The following is a 15,140-nucleotide window of genomic DNA, read 5'->3' as shown; positions in this document are numbered from 1 at the left end:
AGTCGCCTGTCCACTCGGCGCCGCGTGCCCGTGCGGCTGATCGCCGCCGCCGTCGGTGCCGTCATCGTCCTCGGCAACGGCCTGCTGGTGCTGGGCCCCGTGCTCGGCCTCGTCGGCGCCGCCGCATCGCTCGGCCCCGTGCTGCAGATCCCCGCGGGCGGCATCACGATCGCCGTGATCGTCGGCTTCCTCGTCGCGATCGCCAGCGTCGTGCTCGCGGGCATCGCCCGCCATCCGTGGCTCTCCTGGACCTTCGTCGTCTCGGCATGGGTCGCATCCCTCATCGCCTCCGTGTGGCCGCTGATCGCGACCGCCAACGCCGCCGTCGACCGCGCGGGCGACGTCATCCCCTGGATCGTCGACCTCATCCAGCAGGTCGGCTGACGCCTGGCGGCACCCGCCGACAGCGGACGCATGCATCGCACGCGGACGCAATGGGCAGCGCCGTCACGCGGCGACGCGTGACGCTGGACAGACACCACGACGACAGGAGCAGACGATGGCGAAGACCGACCTCGAGCAGGTGCAGACGATGCTGGACGGATTCCGGTTCGCGATGCTCACGACGCGCGACGAGCAGGGGATGCTGCAGGCGCACCCGATGACGGTGCAGGAGCACGAGTTCGACGGCGACCTGTGGTTCATCGTCGGTGCAGACGCGCCCGCGGTGCAGCACATCGGCATCGACCCGGCCGTGGGCGTCTCGTTCAGCGGCGACTCCGCCTGGCTGTCGATCGCGGGCACCGCGGAGGTCGTCCACGACCTCGCGCGCCTGAAGGAGCTGTGGAGCACGGTCGTCGAGGCCTGGTTCCCCGAGGGCCCCGAGGACTCCAAGGCCACGCTGCTCAAGGTCACGGCCTCGAGCGCGCAGTACTGGGACAGCCCCGGCCGGCTCGCGACGCTCATCAGCCTCGTGACCTCGAAGGTGACGGGCGAGGCCAAGGGCGGCGAGAGCGGCACCGTGCAGCTCGACTGACGCATCCCACCACGCCGAGGCGTCGCATCCGATCCCGGTCGGATGCGGCGCCTTCGTCGTGCGTCAACCGGTTTCGCGGATCCGGTCGTCCGGACAGGATTCGAGCATGCGATTCCTCGCCGATGACGACGCCGGCCCCTCCGACCCCCTCACCGCCGACCTGACGCCCGTGTTCCAGGCGCTCGGCGTCGTGTCCGCGGTGGTGATCGTGCTCGCCATCGTCGTGCTGGTGCTGCGATTCCTGCGTCTGCGCCGCGGCGACGCCTTCCCGCGGCCGCTCACGGTGACGGCCGTCGTCGCCGGTGCGATCGCCGTCGTCGTGCTCGTCATGGCAGTCGGCGCGGGGGTCGTCGTCGCATGACCTGGGCGCCGTTGCGCTTCGAGGCGACGATCGGCGTCGAGGTCAAGGGCGAGACGTGGTCGTGCATCGCGATCCCCGACTCCGCCGAGCACCTGGGCACCGGTCGGTCCGTGCGCGTCGACGCCCGCGTCGACGACGTGCTGCTGACGAACGTCGGCGCGATGCCGACGGGTGCTGGCGGACACATGGTGTCGATCTCTGCGGTGGTGCGGAAGCGCCTCGGCAAGGACGTCGGCGACCCGGTCGACGTCGTCGTCTCGCCGCCGGCGTAGTGCGCGGCCGAGCCGCTCCGGAGGCTGCGGCCAGGTCCGGCGCGAAGGTTGCGGCCCAGGTCCGGCGCGGAGGTCGCGACCGGGCCTGAAGCGCAGGCTGCTGCCGAGGGTTGGGCCGGAGGCTGTGGCTCAGCCCTGGACGAAGGGATCGTCGAGCGGCGTGCCCTGCTCGTACGGCCCGAAGAAGAGGTCGGCGCCGTCGGCGGCGAGCGTCGTGCCCGTGCCGTGCTCACGGTGGTCTTGGCCGGAGGCCACGGCCGCGACGTCGGCGAAGTGCAGCCGCCGCGTCGGGGCGTCGGGATCCGAGAACTCGATGCGCCAGCCGTCGCCGACGCGCGTGATCGACGGCTCCGAGAGCTCGACGTGCATCATGCCGTTGTGGCCCTGGAACGTCACGACGCCGCAGAAGCGACGCGTGTCGGGGTCGTCGAGCGCATCGGCGTCCGCGCCTGCATCCGCAGGTCGCGGGGGGAACGCGAAGCCCTCGGCCGTCTCGACGACGCCGTCGTCGAGCAGCACCTCGCCGTCGGACATGCCGAGCACGTAGGCGATGAGCGACGACTTGATGCGCCACACGAGGCTGCCCGGGGCGGGGGAGGCGGACGCGGGCGCAGCGGCCTCGGGGGCCGTCGTCGGCTCGATGTCGGGCATCGCCACAGCGTATCCGGCGCGGTCGGGCGCAGGCCGTGGATGCGGCCGGTTCGTCGCCTCGGGGATGCGACGCGCTCAGGGTTGCGCGGTGCTGGCACCGCGTCCAGCCCGTCGTGCCGTGCTCGCGCGGTGCCGCGCCGGCCGTGCGCTGCACGTGCGCTGGACTCGCGCTGCTCCCTCGCGCGGCCGTCAGCCGGTCGCGCCGCCCACGCGCGGCCAGTCGATCGTCGTCGCGAAGTCGAGCAGCGCCTGCACGCGCGGCGGCGGCGTGCCCTCCGCGCTCCAGATGACGTCGACGCCCACGGGCTCGACGGCGGGCTCGATCTCGCGCAGCTCGACCGGGAACCCCTCGTAGCTCGCGGCGTTCGCGGGCCGCTGCACGAGGATGCCGTAGCCGAGGCCGCGGCCGACGAGCGTGCGCACCGACTCGTAGCTCGCGACGCGCTGCCGGATGCGGGGCGTGAGGCCGCGCGCGGCGAACAGGCTGAGGATGTGCTCGCTCGACGGGGGAGCGTCGAGCAGGATCAGGTCGCGATCGACGAGGTCCTCGAGCGGCACGCGCTCCTGCGCCGCGAGCGGGTCGCCGGGCGCGAGCAGCACGTGCGCCGGCAGCGCGAACAGCCGCGCCCGCCTCGGGTTGCCCGGCACGAGCCGGTCGTAGACGAACGCGACGTCGACCTCGCCCGACTCGATGCGGCCGACGAGGCCGTCCTGCGTCGTCTCGAGCACGTGCAGGTCGACGCCGGGATGCTGCGCCGCGAAGCCCGCGAGCAGCGGTGGCAGCACCGTGGGCGCGAGCGTCGGGTAGCAGGCGACCGCGATGGGGCCGACGAGCTCGCCGTCGGCGGCGGCGAGGCTCGTCTGCAGCTCGCGCGCCGCGGCGAGCAGCGACCGGGCCTGCGCCACGACGTGCGCGCCCGCGGTCGTGAGGGTGAGGCCGTGCGCACGCCGTCGTACGGCGAGATGCGCGCCGAGCGTGCGCTCGAGCTCGGTGATCGCATCCGAGATCGCCGAGGCCGACACGTGCAACCTGGCCGCGGCGGCGGCGATCGTGCCGTCGTCGGCTGCGGCGACGAGGTAGGCGAGCTGCCGCAGCGTGAAGTCGGGCGCGGGTGGCGCGGACCTTCGCGCCTGCGCCATCGCGTCGCGTCCGTCGCCCATGCGCTCCTCCAGGCCTGCCTCGTCGACCGCAGTGCGCGGCCTTCCTCGACGTCTCCGAAGAAGCATCCCGCATCTCTCCGCTTTTCACGAGGAACTGGCGCGCGCATCCTGGAGGGAGCGCGGCGACGGAGCCGCGCCGGAAGCGAGCGCTCGATGCCGAACCCTCCCGTCGCCGACTGGGTGCAGATCGCCGACCTCTACCGCGACCCGTTCCCCATCTACGAGCGGCTGCGCGCCGAGGGCGGCGTGCACTGGGTGCCGAGCGTCGGCCGCTACCTCATCACGACCTACGACGCCGTGCACGCGACCGAGGTCGACCAGGAGACCTTCTCGGCGAACGAGGAGGGGTCGCTGCAGATCCGCGCCATGGGCCACTCGATGCTGCGCCGCGACGACCCCGAGCACTACCTCGAGCGCAAGGCATGGCAGCCCACGCTGCGACCCGGCGTCGTCAAGCGCGTCTGGCGCGGCGTCTTCGAGCGCAACGCCGCCCGATACCTCGACGAGATGATCGCGAAGGGGCCGGGCGAGGCCGACCTCATCTGGGACTTCGCCGCCCCCTTCGCCGCCGAGAACCTCCGCGAGATGCTCGGCCTGCACAACGTGCACCAGACCGACCTGCAGCGCTGGTCGCAGACCCTCATCGACGCGACCGGCAACTACGCCGACGACCCCGAGGTGTGGGCGAGGGGCAAGCGCTCGTTCGACGAGGTCGACGTCGCGCTCGACGAGATGCTCGCCTGGCATGCGAAGCACCCCGACCACTCGCTGCTGTCGCAGCTCATCCGCATCCCCGACTACCAGATGCCGATCGAGCGGATCCGCGCGAACATCAAGATGACGATCGGCGGCGGGCTCAACGAGCCGCGCGACGCGCTCGGCGTCGCCGCCTGGGCCGTGCTGCTGCACCCCGAGCAGCGCCGCATCGTCGAGGCCGACGCCGGCCTGTGGCCGACGGTCTTCGAGGAGACGATCCGCTGGATCTCGCCCATCGGCCTCTACTCGCGGCAGACGACGCGCGAGGTCGAGCTCGCGGGCGTCACGCTGCCGAAGGGCGCGCGCCTGGGCATCTGCATCCTCTCCGCCAACCGCGACGAGCGCGTCTGGGACCGCGCGGACGTCTTCGACGTGCGGCGCGAGGTGCAGCCGCACCTGGCGTTCTCGAAGGGCGTGCACGTGTGCCTGGGCAACTGGGCCGCGCGCTCGGCCGTCGCCGATGTCGCCCTGCCCATGCTCTTCGACCGGCTGCGCGGCCTCGACCTCGTGCCCGATCGGCCGGCCGAGGTCGGCGGATGGGTCTTCCGCGGCATGCTCGCGATGCCCGTGCGGTGGGATGCGGTGGCGGAGCCCGCCGCATCGGCTGGCTCGGCGGCGGGCGCCGACGCGCTCGACGCCGCCCGTGACGCCGCCGCCCCTGCGCTCGCCCCACGCATCGCGATCGTCGGGTCGGGACCCGCCGGCTGCTTCAGCGCGCAGGCGCTGCGTCGCGCGCTGCCCGCGGCCCGCCTCGACGTCATCGACCGGCTGCCCACGCCTTACGGGCTCGTGCGGCACGGCGTCGCCGCCGACCACCAGGGCACGAAGGCCGTCGCACGGCAGTTCGACCGGCTGTTCCTGCACGAGGACGTGCGGTTCGTCGGCAACGCGCTCGTCGACGCCGACGGTCTTGCACGCCTGCGCGACGCGTACGACGCCGTCGTGCTCGCGACGGGGCTCTCGGCGGATGCCCCCCTCGCGATCCCCGGCGCGGACCTGCCGGGCGTGGTCGGCGCGGGCGTCGTGACGCGCGTGCTGAACGGCCACCCCGACGAGACGCACGTGCCCGCGCTCGGGCGTCGCGTCGCGATCGTGGGACACGGCAACGTCGCGATCGACGTCGCGCGGCTCGTCGCGCGCGAGGCCACCGAGCTCGACGGCACCGACGTCGACGACGCCGTACGCCACGCCCTCGCCGGCGATGTGCGCGAGCTGCATCTCGTGGGCCGCTCGGCCCCCGAGCGCGCGCGGTTCGACCCGGTCATGGTGCGCGAGCTCGCCGGGCTCGCGGGCGTGGAGCACGTCGTCCACGACGTCGACCTCGATGTCGTGCCCGAGGGCAAGGACGCGCGACTCGATGCCGTGCGTGCGCTCGCGGCTCGCACCGTCGACGCGGTGGGCGAGGCGCGCGTGCGTGTGCACTGGTGGTTCGGCGCGACGCCCGTCGCGATCGAGGGATCCGGCGGCGTGGCAGGCGTGCGCATCGTGACGGCCGGCGGCGAGCGCGTGCTCGAGGTCGAGGCCGTCGTGTCCGCCATCGGGTTCGCGGCGGGGGAGGGGGCGCTCGTGGAGGCGGGCGCGCATCCCGACGGCCGAGTCGAGCCCGGCCTCTACGTCGCGGGGTGGCTGCGGCGCGGCCCCCGCGGCACGATCCCCGACCAGCGCGCGGACGCGAAGGGGCTCGCGGGCCTCGTGCTCGACGACCTCGCCGCGGGCGCCGTCGCGATCGGTCGCCCCGGCCTCGAGACCTTCGCGGGCTCGGTCGACTTCGACGGCTGGCGGCGAATCGACGCCGCCGAGACGGCCGCCGCGACCCCCGGCCGGCGGCGGGCGAAGCTGCGCACGGTCCAGGCGCAGCTCGCCGCCGCGGCGGACGCATCCATCCCGCTCGCCGAGGTCACGCGGACCGCGGCGGAGGGCGACGGCGAGGGCGCACCCGTCACGATCCTCTTCGGCAGCGAGTCCGGCGGCGCCGAGCTCGTCGCCGACGACCTCGCGCAACATCTCGCCGGCACCGCCGACGTCGTGGTGCTGGACCTCGCCGATGCATCCCCCGAGGCGCTCGACGCGTCGCGCCTCCACCTCGTCGTCTGCTCGACGTACGGCGACGGGGAGGTGCCCACCTCGGCGCGGCCCTTCCTCGATGCGCTCGTCACGGGCGACGCCGAGCTGGCGGGCTTGCGCTACGGGATGCTCGGCATGGGCGACCGCAGCTACGCGAAGACGTACTCGCGCGGGTCCGAGCTCGTCGACGAGGCGCTCGCCGCCTGCGGCGCGCGACGCATCGGCGAGTACGGCCGGCACGACGCCTCCGGCCCCGAGGACGTGACCGAGGTCGCGCGCGAGTGGGCGGAGGGGGTGCTCGCCTCCGAGGAGCGGTGGACCGTCGCGGCGGCACGCTGACGGGCCCCGCCGGGCGCGCCGCTACGCGCGGCGGCGCGCCCGAGCGATGGTGCCCGCAGCCATGAGCAGCAGCGCGAGTGCCACGAGGGCGAGCGTCGCGTCGGATCCCGTCGTCGGCAGGCGCGAGCCGGTCGGCGCGGGTGCCACCACCGGCGGCGCGGCGATCGGGGCCGCCGCGACGGGCGGAGCCACCACGGGCGGCGTCGCCACGGGGGGAGCCACGACGGGCGGGTCCACGACCGGCGGCGTCACGATGGGCGTGGAGGCGACCTGCACGACGACGGTCGCGATCACGTCCCCGACCGTGGCGGAGAGGGTGCGCGGCCCGGCCGTGACGAACGTGACGCTCGAGCCGACGATCACGTCGGTCGGGTCGCTCGATGCGAGCGCGCCCTCGGCCGAGACGGCGATCGCGTTGCCGTAGCGATCCTCGCCCGCGACCTCGACGGCCACCGAGCCGCCCTGCGGCACCTCGGTGGCGCTCGGGGTGATCGTCAGCGTGGCGAGCGCACCGGCGACCACGCGAACGTCGAGCGAGTCCCGCAGGTCGCCGACGGTCGCAGCCACCGTGCGCTCGCCGGCGACGGTCATGTCGATCGAGAGCCCGTCGACCACGTCGGTCGCCTCGCTGCTGGCGAGGGTCGCGGAGACCGGCACGGGGTTGCCGAACGCGTCGGCCCCGGTCGCGGCGAACGTCGCCGTCGAGCCGGCGATCACCGGCTCGCTCGGGCCGGCGAGGTCGATGACGGCGAGCGCCGCCGCCTCCACCGTGAGCGTCGTCGAGGTCGAGACGTCGTCGAGCGTCGCCGCGATGGTGCGGGCGCCGGCGGTCGTGGCCGTGACGCCGAGCCCTGCGACGTCGTCGGACGCGACCGTGCTCGACAGCGTGACGCCTGCGGTGGAGGCAGGGTTGCCGAAGGCGTCGACCCCCGTCACCCCGTAGGCGGTGGTCGTGCCGGCGATCGCCGATGCCCCGGTCGGGGTCAGCGTCAGCGTCACCGGGGCGGCGGCCACCACCACAAGCTGCACGGTGGCCGTCGGCCCGTCCTCGCCCAGCGCGACCGTGACGGTGCGCGTGCCGGCGAGCGTCGCGACGACGTCCCATCCGGTCACCTCGTCCGTGGCCTCGCTGCTCGTCAGCGCCGCGCCCTCGAGCGACGCCGCGTTGCCGAACTCGTCGGTCGCGGTGGCCGTGAGGGTCGTCGTCTCGCCGGCGACGGCAGCGTCGATCGGCGTCGTGAGCACGACCGACGCCGCGACGCTCGCCGACACTGCGAGCGGCTGCGCGGCGCGGAGGTCGCCGAGCGCAGCCGTGACGACGCGCTCGCCGGCGACCGTGGCGGTGACGGTCGTGCTCGTGACCGCATCCGATGCGATCGAGCTCGTCACGACGGCGCCCGTCGCGTCGGTCGCGTTGCCGAACTCGTCGGTCGCGGCGACCGTGTAGGGCACGGCCTCCCCGGCGCCCGCCGTGCCCGTGCCCAGCGTCAGGGTGAGCGCAGCCGCGGACGCGGCCCGCACCTCGAGGGACGCGGAGGCGCTCGCCTCGCCGAGCCGCGCGGTGAGCAGCGCCTGGCCCGCCAGCGTCGACGACACGGTGAAGCCATCCGTGGCGTCGCCCGTGATCGTGTCGTCGATGCGACTGCTCGTGAGCTCGGCACCCGTCACGTCCGCGGGGTTGTCGAACGCGTCGACGCCCGTGATGCGGACGGCGATGGACTCGTCAGCAGTGACGGTGCTCGAGGAGAGCGCGAGGCGCAGCTCGGCCGCCGTTGCTGCCACGACGTCGAGCGACTCCGCGTCCGCGAGGTCGCCGAGCGTCGCGGTCACGACGCGCGTGCCTGCGGCGAAGCCCGTGACCACGAGCCCGGCGACCTCATCGGTCGCGATGCTGCTCGCGAGCGTCGCGGCGCTCGCATCGGCGGCGTTGTCGAACTCGTCGAAGGCGGCGACGCCGAACGTGCTGCCCACGCCTGCGGTCGCGGCCGCGGTCGGCGCGCTCAGCTCGATGCGCACGGCCTCGCCGGCGACGACCCGCAGCGTCGCGGTGCCGGTGGCCCCGTCGCCCGACGTCGCGGTGATGGTGCGATCGCCGGCACGGGTCGCGAGCACCTCGAGATCGGAGATCTCGTCGCTCCGCTCGTCGCTCGCGAGCGTCACGCCGCTCACGGGTGCGGGATTGCCGAAGGCGTCGACGCCGGTCACGGAGACGAGGGCGCTCTCGCCGGCGGCGATCGAGGAGGGAGCGATCGAGACGACGAGCGACGAGGTCGCCGCGGGCAGCACCTCGACGGCGACGGTCGCGACGAGCCCGGATGCGGCGTCGCGCACCGTGATCGTGCGCGTCCCGGCGGAGGTGGCCGTGAGCCGCATCCCCGAGAGCACGTCCGAGGCGCGGTCGCTCGTCGCGACGCCCACGGGCTGGTCGAAGCGATCGCGGATGAGCGTCGGGATGTCGACCGTCTGCCCGGCCTGCATGCGCAGGGGCTCCGGCGCCGGGGTCACGACGTACGTCTGTCGCTCGACGACCGTGACGTCGGCGGTGATCGTCGTCGACGCGGTGAACGTCGTCCAGGTGCCGGTCGGCCCCGCCACGGACCAGACGCCCCTCGCGGTGGGCGGCAGCGTCTGCCCGACCGACGCGAGCGTCGAACCGAGCACGCGGCGCGGCTCGGTCGCACCCGTGCCGTACTGGAAGGTGACGTCGAAGTCGTTGCCCGTCACGGGCGCCGTGACGCGCGACGGATCCAGGAGGATGCGGCCGGCGTTGGCGACGGTGCCCGGCCCCGAGGCGACGATGCTGGCATCCGCCGTCCCGAGCCGCTGGATGCTGCCCGCGGAGGAGATGGTGAGCGTGCCCGCTCCCACGTCGTACGACCCCTGCAGGCGCAGCGCGCCGCCGATGGTGACGTAGCCCGGCCGGGCGCCGACCGTGACGATGGCGGGTCCTCCGTCGAGCGCGAGCGCCGAGAGCGTGCTGCCTGCCACGGTGCGGATGCCGCCGAACGTGGTGCCGCCCGGGTCCGCGGTGATGGCGGGGCCCGAGGAGCTCGTCGCGTTGAGCACGCCGGCGTTGAGGATGATGGTGGTGGGGACGGACATGCCTGCTCCGGCTCCGACGCCGGCGCCGCCGCCGAGCCCTCCCGTGGCGGTCCACAGGGGCGTGCCGAATCCCTGCAGGGTGACCGAGGGGGATCCCAGGCCTCCGGTGGAGGCGCCTGGTCCACCCGTGCCGATCCCGGCACCGGCGCCGTTGCCGTACGCCGTGATGATGGGGGCGCCACCCGACAGGGTGTTCACGCCCACCCGGACGCCGCCGACGCCGCCGCCGATGCCGGCGCCGTCGGTCCCGCCGCGGGCGGTGACCCGCGCGTTGCCACCGAAGATGATGTTGGCGTAGCTGGAGCCGCGGCCACCGCCGATGCCGGCAGCCTGTGCGCCGCCGATCGCCTCGATCTGGCCGCCCAGGATCTGGATGGGCTGGATCGACGTCGGCACGTCGCGCGGCAGGCCGATGCCGGCGGCGCCGTCGCCACCCGTCGCCGTGATGGTGCCGCTGCGGATGACGATGGTGCCGGTGGATGTGGCACCCGTGCGCCCGATGCCCGGCGCGCCGTCGCCGCCCGTGCTCCGGATGATGGCGCTCGAGAGGTCGAAGACGCCCGTGCCGGTCGCGCCGATGCCCGCGCCGCCGTCGCCACCCCACGCGGTGATCGAGATGGCCCCGGCGGTCGTGAGCGTGCCGGCGGTGGACAGGATCGCCGACTGCGTCGTACCCCGCGCGTCGACGACGAGCGTGCCGGGACCGGCGATCGTGAAGGCGGCGGACGAGGTCACCTGCGTCGCCTCGAGCCGGAATCCGCCCAGCTGCAGCGTCTGCCCGCAGGGCGCGACGAGGGCCTCGGCGTCGAGCACGTCGGCGGCGAGGGTGACGGTCGGCAGGGTGCAGTCGAGCAGCGCCTCGCGCAGCTCCGCACCCGTGGCTGGGGTGGGGGTGGCCGCCATCGCCGTCGTGGCGCCGAGCATGGTCAGCGGCACGGCGATCGCGACGGCCGCGAGGCCGGCGAGCGCACGCCGCGCACCCACGCGAAGGCTGCGACCTCGGGTGCCGATCGTCGAGCTGCTCGGCGTCATGCCGGTCGGTGCAACGACGGCGTCGGGAAGGGAGGGGCCGAACGAGGCCATGGGGCGCTCCTGCGTCGATGGCGCCGCACGGGTCGGGCCGGATATGAGAGATCCTCTCATCGTTGGCATGCCATCGGAAGCGCCAGTGGCGAGGAGATGTCGCTTCGAGGTTCGCTCGGCGCACGAGCGTCACCACGCATCCGTAAGGATGTGAGGAGTCATCACCGACGCGATTGCGAAGACGTCATATGTATGATCTACTGATGCCGCCGCCCTCCGGCGGCCTTGTCGTCAACGACGTCGACTGAAAGGCGCGAAGCCATGGCGCACCGTCCCCTCACCCGTCTTCCCCGCACGATCGTGGCCGGTGCCGCGATCGCCGGGATCGGCCTCCTCGCCGGCTGCGGCTCCGCCGGCGGCGGCGGCGACGTCGATCCCGAGTACGGCTTCGTCACGTCCGAGCAGGTCGACGACAGCCCCATCACGATCTGGGTCGACGCCACGCGGCAGCCGGCCGTCGAGGCGTTCCAGGCCGCGAACCCCGACATCGACGTCGAGATCGTCGTCGACGACGGCTCGGCAGGCGCCTCCGGCACCTTCCAGACCCGCATCGGCCTCGCCGACCAGGCGGGCGAGGGCTGGCCCGACGTCGTCTTCTCGTCGCAGGCCAACGACGCCGCGTGGGCGTCGCAGGAGAACGCGGGCCAGCAGGCCTTCGCCGCGCCGCTCAACCAGGGCTTCCTCGACGACGAGCTCCTCGAGGGCTTCACCGAGGGCGCGCTCGAGCCGTCCACGATCGACGACACGGTCTACGGCCTCCGGAACGACCTCGCACCCGTCGTGCTCTGGTACAACCAGGCGCTCTTCGACCAGCTCGGCTACGAGATCCCGACGACGTGGGAGGAGTACGAGGCGCTCGGCGAGCAGCTCGCCGCCGAGAACCCCGGCTACTTCCTCGGCTCGATCGGCGACTCGTTCGTCGGCCCCTACGTGTACTACTGGGCCGGCGAGGCCCCGATCTTCCAGGTCGAGGGGCAGACGTTCTCGTCCGACACCTCCGACCCGAACGCCGTGAAGGTCACCGAGATGCTCGACGCGATGATCGCGAACGGCAGCCTCACGCAGGACAGCCTCTTCAGCGCCGAGTTCGTCGCGCAGTCGGACCAGCTGCTCGCGATCCCGGGTGCCGCCTGGTACGCCGGCGCGCTGTTCCAGAACCCGGACAGCATCGCGGCCGAGCCCGGCGAGTGGGGCGCAGCGCCGCCGCTCACGTGGGAGGACGGCGACGACGTCACCGGCAACATCGGTGGCGGCATGTGGTACGCCTCGAGCCACTCGCAGAACCTCGACGCCGTCGAGACGTTCCTCGAGTTCATCGTGACGAACGAGGAGACGGCCGGCACCGGCGGCCTCCCGGCCTACCAGGAGGCGGCCGACACGTGGCTCGCGGGCCAGGCCGAGAGCGGCTTCTTCGCAGGCGACTTCGAGGGCGCGATCTCGACCGCGGCATCGTCGGTGTGGAGCGGCTGGGGCTACCCCAACTTCTCCCCGGAGACCGCCTACGCCAGCGTCATCGTGCCCGGCCTCGCCGAGGGCGAGACGATCGCCGACCTCTCGGAGGCCTGGCAGACCGCGATGGAGAACGAGGCGCAGACCGTCGGCTACACGATCGACTGACGCCCCTCTCCCATCCCCACCTCTGGAGCATCGAATCCGATGATCGACACCCGACCCGCGACCGCTCCCGCTCCTGCCAAGGAGCGGTCGCGGGCCGGTGCCCGCCGCGCGGCACCGGCCAGGACGCAAGGACGCATGGGCGTCGTGTTCGTGAGCGGCTACGTCCTCTTCCTGCTCGCCTTCGGCATCGGTCCGTCGCTCTACGCCGTCGTCCTCGCCTTCACGCAGGACGGCAGCTTCGTCGGGTTCGACAACTTCCTGCGCGTCTTCGCCGACTACCGCTTCCTGCCGGCCGTCGGTCACGTCGCCCTCTACATCGTCGTGTGGCTCGTGAGCCTCATCGTGCTCGTGGTGCTGCTCGCCCTGCTCGTCCACGCCATCCGCACCCGCTGGGTGTCGATGAGCGTGCGCTTCCTCTACTACATCCCCGGCGCCCTCGCGGGAGCGTCGAGCGTGCTGCTGTGGCTGTTCGTGCTCGACCCGTCGGTGAGCCCCGTCTCGTTCCTGCTGCGGGCGCTCGGCAACGAGTCGTTCGTGCAGGTGCTGCGCGTCGACACCCTGCACGTCGTGCTGGCGATCATCGCCTTCTGGACGGGCGCCGGCGGCTGGGTCGTCATCATGTACGGCGCGCTGAACAACATCAGCACCGACGTCATGGAGGCCGCGCGCATCGACGGCGCGGGCCCGGTGCAGACGGCCCTGCACATCCAGATCCCGCTGCTGCGCAAGTGGATCTCGTACATGGCGATCATGTCGCTCGCGGCGGGCACGCAGCTGTTCGTCGAGCCGCGCGTGCTGGCCCAGGCCAGCCGCGGCGTGGTCGGCCAGGACTACTCGCTGAACCAGCTCGCCTTCCTCTACGCCTTCCGCCAGAACGACTTCCACGGATCGGCGGCGATCTCGATCGTGCTGCTCGTGGTCGCGCTCGGCCTCAGCGCCTTCTTCGTCTTCAGGGGTGGTCTCTTTGAGCGTGACTGATCTTCGGACGCGCGACCTGCGCACCGTCACCGGCTCGCGCACGCCGCGCCGCCCCGCGCCCGCCGGTGGCATCAGCCCCGGCCGGTGGATCGGCAAGGCGACGAGCGTGCTCGTCATCGTCACGTTCGTGCTGTTCTTCACGGTCCCGCTCGTGTGGCTGCTCATCGCCCCCACGAAGGACGCGCGTCAGCTGCTGCTCGACCACCCCTTCTCGGTCGGCACGTTCGAGCAGCTCGCCGAGAACTTCCAGAGCCTCGCCGGATACCAGGGCGGCCTCATCTGGACGTGGCTCGGCAACTCGGTCACGTACTCGGTGGGCGCGCTCGTCATCACGCTGCTGATCTCGGTGCCCGCCGGCTACGCGCTCGCGCTCACCGAGTTCCGCGGCCGGCGGCTGCTGCTCGCGACGACGCTCATCGTCATGCTCATCCCGAACACGGCGCTCGTGCTGCCGATCTTCCTCGAGCTGAGCGCCGTGCGGCTCATCGGGTCGCCGCTCGCGGTCATCCTGCCGTTCTCGTTCTTCCCGTTCGGCGTGTACCTGACGTACATCTACTTCTCGACGACGATCTCGAAGGATCTGCTCGACGCCGCGCGCATCGACGGCGCGAGCGAGCTGCGCGTGTTCGGCACCATCGCGCTGCCGCTCGCGACGCCCGTGATCGCGCTCGTCGGCTTCTTCTCGTTCACGGGCAACTGGAACAACTACTTCCTGCCGTTCGTGACCGTCCCCGGTCGCAACGCCCCGTTGCAGGTCGGGCTCGCCGAGCTGCTGTCGAACGTGCCGCAGTTCAACCCGACCGGTGCCGCCTCGACGACGATCCAGCTGCCGGCGCTCGCGCTCGCGACGCTGCTCGCCGTCGCGCCCGTGCTCATCGTGTTCCTGTTCTCGCAGCGCTTCCTCGTGAGCGGCATGACCGCCGGAGGGACGAAGGAGTGACGCGCAGGCTCGGCATGCTCTGCAGGATGCGGCCCGAGCTGCGCGACGAGTACCTCGCGCTCCACGCGGCGGTGTGGCCGCAGGTCGAGGCGACGATCACGGCGTGCGGCATCCGCGACTTCACGATCTGGAGCCACGGCGACGTGCTCGTCGCCTCCTTCTCCTACGTCGGCGACGACTACGAGGCCGACCAGGCGCGCATGGCCGCCGACCCGACGACGCAGGCGTGGTGGGCGCGGACCGCGCCGTGCCAGGTGCCGTTCGACGACGGACTCGAGCCCGGCGCGACCGGGTCGTGGCAGCTGCTCGACGAGGTGTGGCACCTCGACTGAGGCTCGGGCTCGCTCGCGACCGCCGTCAGGCGTCGCTGGTGGTCGACGCGCGTCGACCGCTCATGACACAGGGACCGTCTGCGGGATGTCGTGCCGCGCGACGCCGGCGTCGATGGCGACGTGGACGTCGTGGACCGCATCCAGCACCGTCATGAGCGAGCGCTGGCCGCGGATGGTCGCGAGGGCCATGTGCGCCTCGCGGCGGCGGAACCACGCCCGCACCAGCGCAGCGGCCAGCGGCCCGCCGTCGACCGAGTCGGAGGGGGCGGAGCCGCGGTCGAGGCGATCGACGAGCGCGAGCACGCGGGCGCGACGCGTCGGCTCGCCGGCGGCCCACGGCCCGGCGAGGTCGATGTCGTCCATGCGCGCGACCACCGTGGACAGGCGGCCGATCGCCTGGTCGATCGCAGCGACGTACCAGCCCGTCGCGCAGCGGGTGCCCGCATCGCGCGTGGCCGCGTCCTCGCGGCTCATCGCTCGCCTTCGAGCGCGCTCACGTCAGCCGCGA

Annotated in this window: 13 protein-coding genes; 9 read left to right on the top strand and 4 right to left on the bottom strand. The window is 73.1% G+C overall.

Annotation, left to right across the window (positions count from 1 at the left end):
• The 4 genes from ABD249_RS13295 to ABD249_RS13280 form a co-directional block, all read left to right on the top strand.
• A partial coding sequence (locus tag ABD249_RS13295) for a hypothetical protein (protein WP_344344344.1) occupies positions 1-384 on the top strand: 384 nt, incomplete at its 5' end.
• Between the two features lie 115 nt (positions 385-499).
• Positions 500-976 carry a pyridoxamine 5'-phosphate oxidase family protein gene (locus ABD249_RS13290; RefSeq protein ID WP_344344342.1) on the top strand — a complete coding sequence of 159 codons (477 nt, stop codon included), beginning with the start codon at positions 500-502 and terminating at the stop codon, positions 974-976.
• Positions 977-1,082: 106 nt separating this feature from the next.
• A complete protein-coding gene (locus tag ABD249_RS13285) occupies positions 1,083-1,337 on the top strand; it encodes a hypothetical protein (protein ID WP_344344340.1) in 255 nt (84 codons plus the stop codon).
• Positions 1,334-1,609, top strand: coding sequence for a DUF1905 domain-containing protein (locus ABD249_RS13280; RefSeq protein ID WP_344344338.1), 276 nt, complete (start codon positions 1,334-1,336; stop codon positions 1,607-1,609). Before ABD249_RS13285 ends, ABD249_RS13280 begins: the two co-directional genes overlap by 4 nt.
• 129 nt (positions 1,610-1,738) lie before the next feature.
• On the opposite strand, the gene ABD249_RS13275 is transcribed toward ABD249_RS13280, so the two are convergent.
• Positions 1,739-2,260, bottom strand: a complete 522-nt coding sequence (locus tag ABD249_RS13275) for an HtaA domain-containing protein (protein ID WP_344344336.1) — start codon at positions 2,258-2,260, stop codon at positions 1,739-1,741.
• A gap of 189 nt (positions 2,261-2,449) precedes the next feature.
• Positions 2,450-3,421, bottom strand: coding sequence for a LysR family transcriptional regulator (locus ABD249_RS13270; protein ID WP_344344334.1), 972 nt, complete (start codon positions 3,419-3,421; stop codon positions 2,450-2,452).
• Positions 3,422-3,574: 153 nt separating this feature from the next.
• Between ABD249_RS13270 and ABD249_RS13265 the strand changes: the two genes are divergently transcribed.
• The gene (locus tag ABD249_RS13265; protein ID WP_344344332.1) at positions 3,575-6,580 is read left to right on the top strand and encodes a cytochrome P450; all 3,006 of its coding nucleotides are present in this window, start codon (positions 3,575-3,577) and stop codon (positions 6,578-6,580) included.
• Positions 6,581-6,601: 21 nt separating this feature from the next.
• Here the strand turns inward: ABD249_RS13265 and ABD249_RS13260 are convergent, their stop codons facing one another.
• Positions 6,602-10,765, bottom strand: coding sequence for a beta strand repeat-containing protein (locus ABD249_RS13260; RefSeq protein WP_344344330.1), 4,164 nt, complete (start codon positions 10,763-10,765; stop codon positions 6,602-6,604).
• A gap of 261 nt (positions 10,766-11,026) precedes the next feature.
• Between ABD249_RS13260 and ABD249_RS13255 the strand changes: the two genes are divergently transcribed.
• The 4 genes from ABD249_RS13255 to ABD249_RS13240 all read left to right on the top strand — a co-directional run bounded on the left by ABD249_RS13255 (position 11,027) and on the right by ABD249_RS13240 (position 14,632).
• Complete coding sequence (locus ABD249_RS13255) at positions 11,027-12,382, top strand: ABC transporter substrate-binding protein (RefSeq protein WP_344344328.1); 1,356 nt, start codon at positions 11,027-11,029, stop codon at positions 12,380-12,382.
• A gap of 135 nt (positions 12,383-12,517) precedes the next feature.
• Positions 12,518-13,360: a carbohydrate ABC transporter permease gene (locus tag ABD249_RS13250; protein ID WP_344344326.1), complete on the top strand. Its 843-nt coding sequence runs from the start codon at positions 12,518-12,520 to the stop codon at positions 13,358-13,360.
• Entirely contained in the window at positions 13,353-14,300 is a 948-nt protein-coding gene (locus ABD249_RS13245; protein ID WP_344344324.1) for a carbohydrate ABC transporter permease, read from the top strand. Before ABD249_RS13250 ends, ABD249_RS13245 begins: the two co-directional genes overlap by 8 nt.
• 14 nt (positions 14,301-14,314) lie before the next feature.
• A complete protein-coding gene (locus ABD249_RS13240; RefSeq protein ID WP_344345105.1) occupies positions 14,315-14,632 on the top strand; it encodes an L-rhamnose mutarotase in 318 nt (105 codons plus the stop codon).
• Positions 14,633-14,692: 60 nt separating this feature from the next.
• Here ABD249_RS13240 and ABD249_RS13235 read toward each other — a convergent pair whose 3' ends face one another.
• Positions 14,693-15,106: a hypothetical protein gene (locus ABD249_RS13235; protein WP_344344322.1), complete on the bottom strand. Its 414-nt coding sequence runs from the start codon at positions 15,104-15,106 to the stop codon at positions 14,693-14,695.
• Positions 15,107-15,140 lie beyond the last annotated feature (34 nt).

Source organism: Agrococcus versicolor (genome assembly GCF_039531815.1).
Classification (GTDB): domain Bacteria; phylum Actinomycetota; class Actinomycetes; order Actinomycetales; family Microbacteriaceae; genus Agrococcus; species Agrococcus versicolor.
Note: the sequence above shows the minus strand (reverse complement) of the source record. Positions and strands in the feature narration are given on the sequence as shown.

Coding starts and splice junctions, on each gene's coding strand:
- ABD249_RS13250 (WP_344344326.1), top strand. CDS start 12,518: ATGGGCGTCGTGTTCGTGAGCGGCTACGTCCTCTTCCTGCTCGCCTTC.
- ABD249_RS13255 (WP_344344328.1), top strand. CDS start 11,027: ATGGCGCACCGTCCCCTCACCCGTCTTCCCCGCACGATCGTGGCCGGT.
- ABD249_RS13235 (WP_344344322.1), bottom strand. CDS start 15,106: ATGAGCCGCGAGGACGCGGCCACGCGCGATGCGGGCACCCGCTGCGCG.
- ABD249_RS13260 (WP_344344330.1), bottom strand. CDS start 10,765: ATGGCCTCGTTCGGCCCCTCCCTTCCCGACGCCGTCGTTGCACCGACC.
- ABD249_RS13280 (WP_344344338.1), top strand. CDS start 1,334: ATGACCTGGGCGCCGTTGCGCTTCGAGGCGACGATCGGCGTCGAGGTC.
- ABD249_RS13290 (WP_344344342.1), top strand. CDS start 500: ATGGCGAAGACCGACCTCGAGCAGGTGCAGACGATGCTGGACGGATTC.
- ABD249_RS13265 (WP_344344332.1), top strand. CDS start 3,575: ATGCCGAACCCTCCCGTCGCCGACTGGGTGCAGATCGCCGACCTCTAC.
- ABD249_RS13270 (WP_344344334.1), bottom strand. CDS start 3,421: ATGGGCGACGGACGCGACGCGATGGCGCAGGCGCGAAGGTCCGCGCCA.
- ABD249_RS13275 (WP_344344336.1), bottom strand. CDS start 2,260: ATGCCCGACATCGAGCCGACGACGGCCCCCGAGGCCGCTGCGCCCGCG.
- ABD249_RS13240 (WP_344345105.1), top strand. CDS start 14,315: ATGCTCTGCAGGATGCGGCCCGAGCTGCGCGACGAGTACCTCGCGCTC.
- ABD249_RS13285 (WP_344344340.1), top strand. CDS start 1,083: ATGCGATTCCTCGCCGATGACGACGCCGGCCCCTCCGACCCCCTCACC.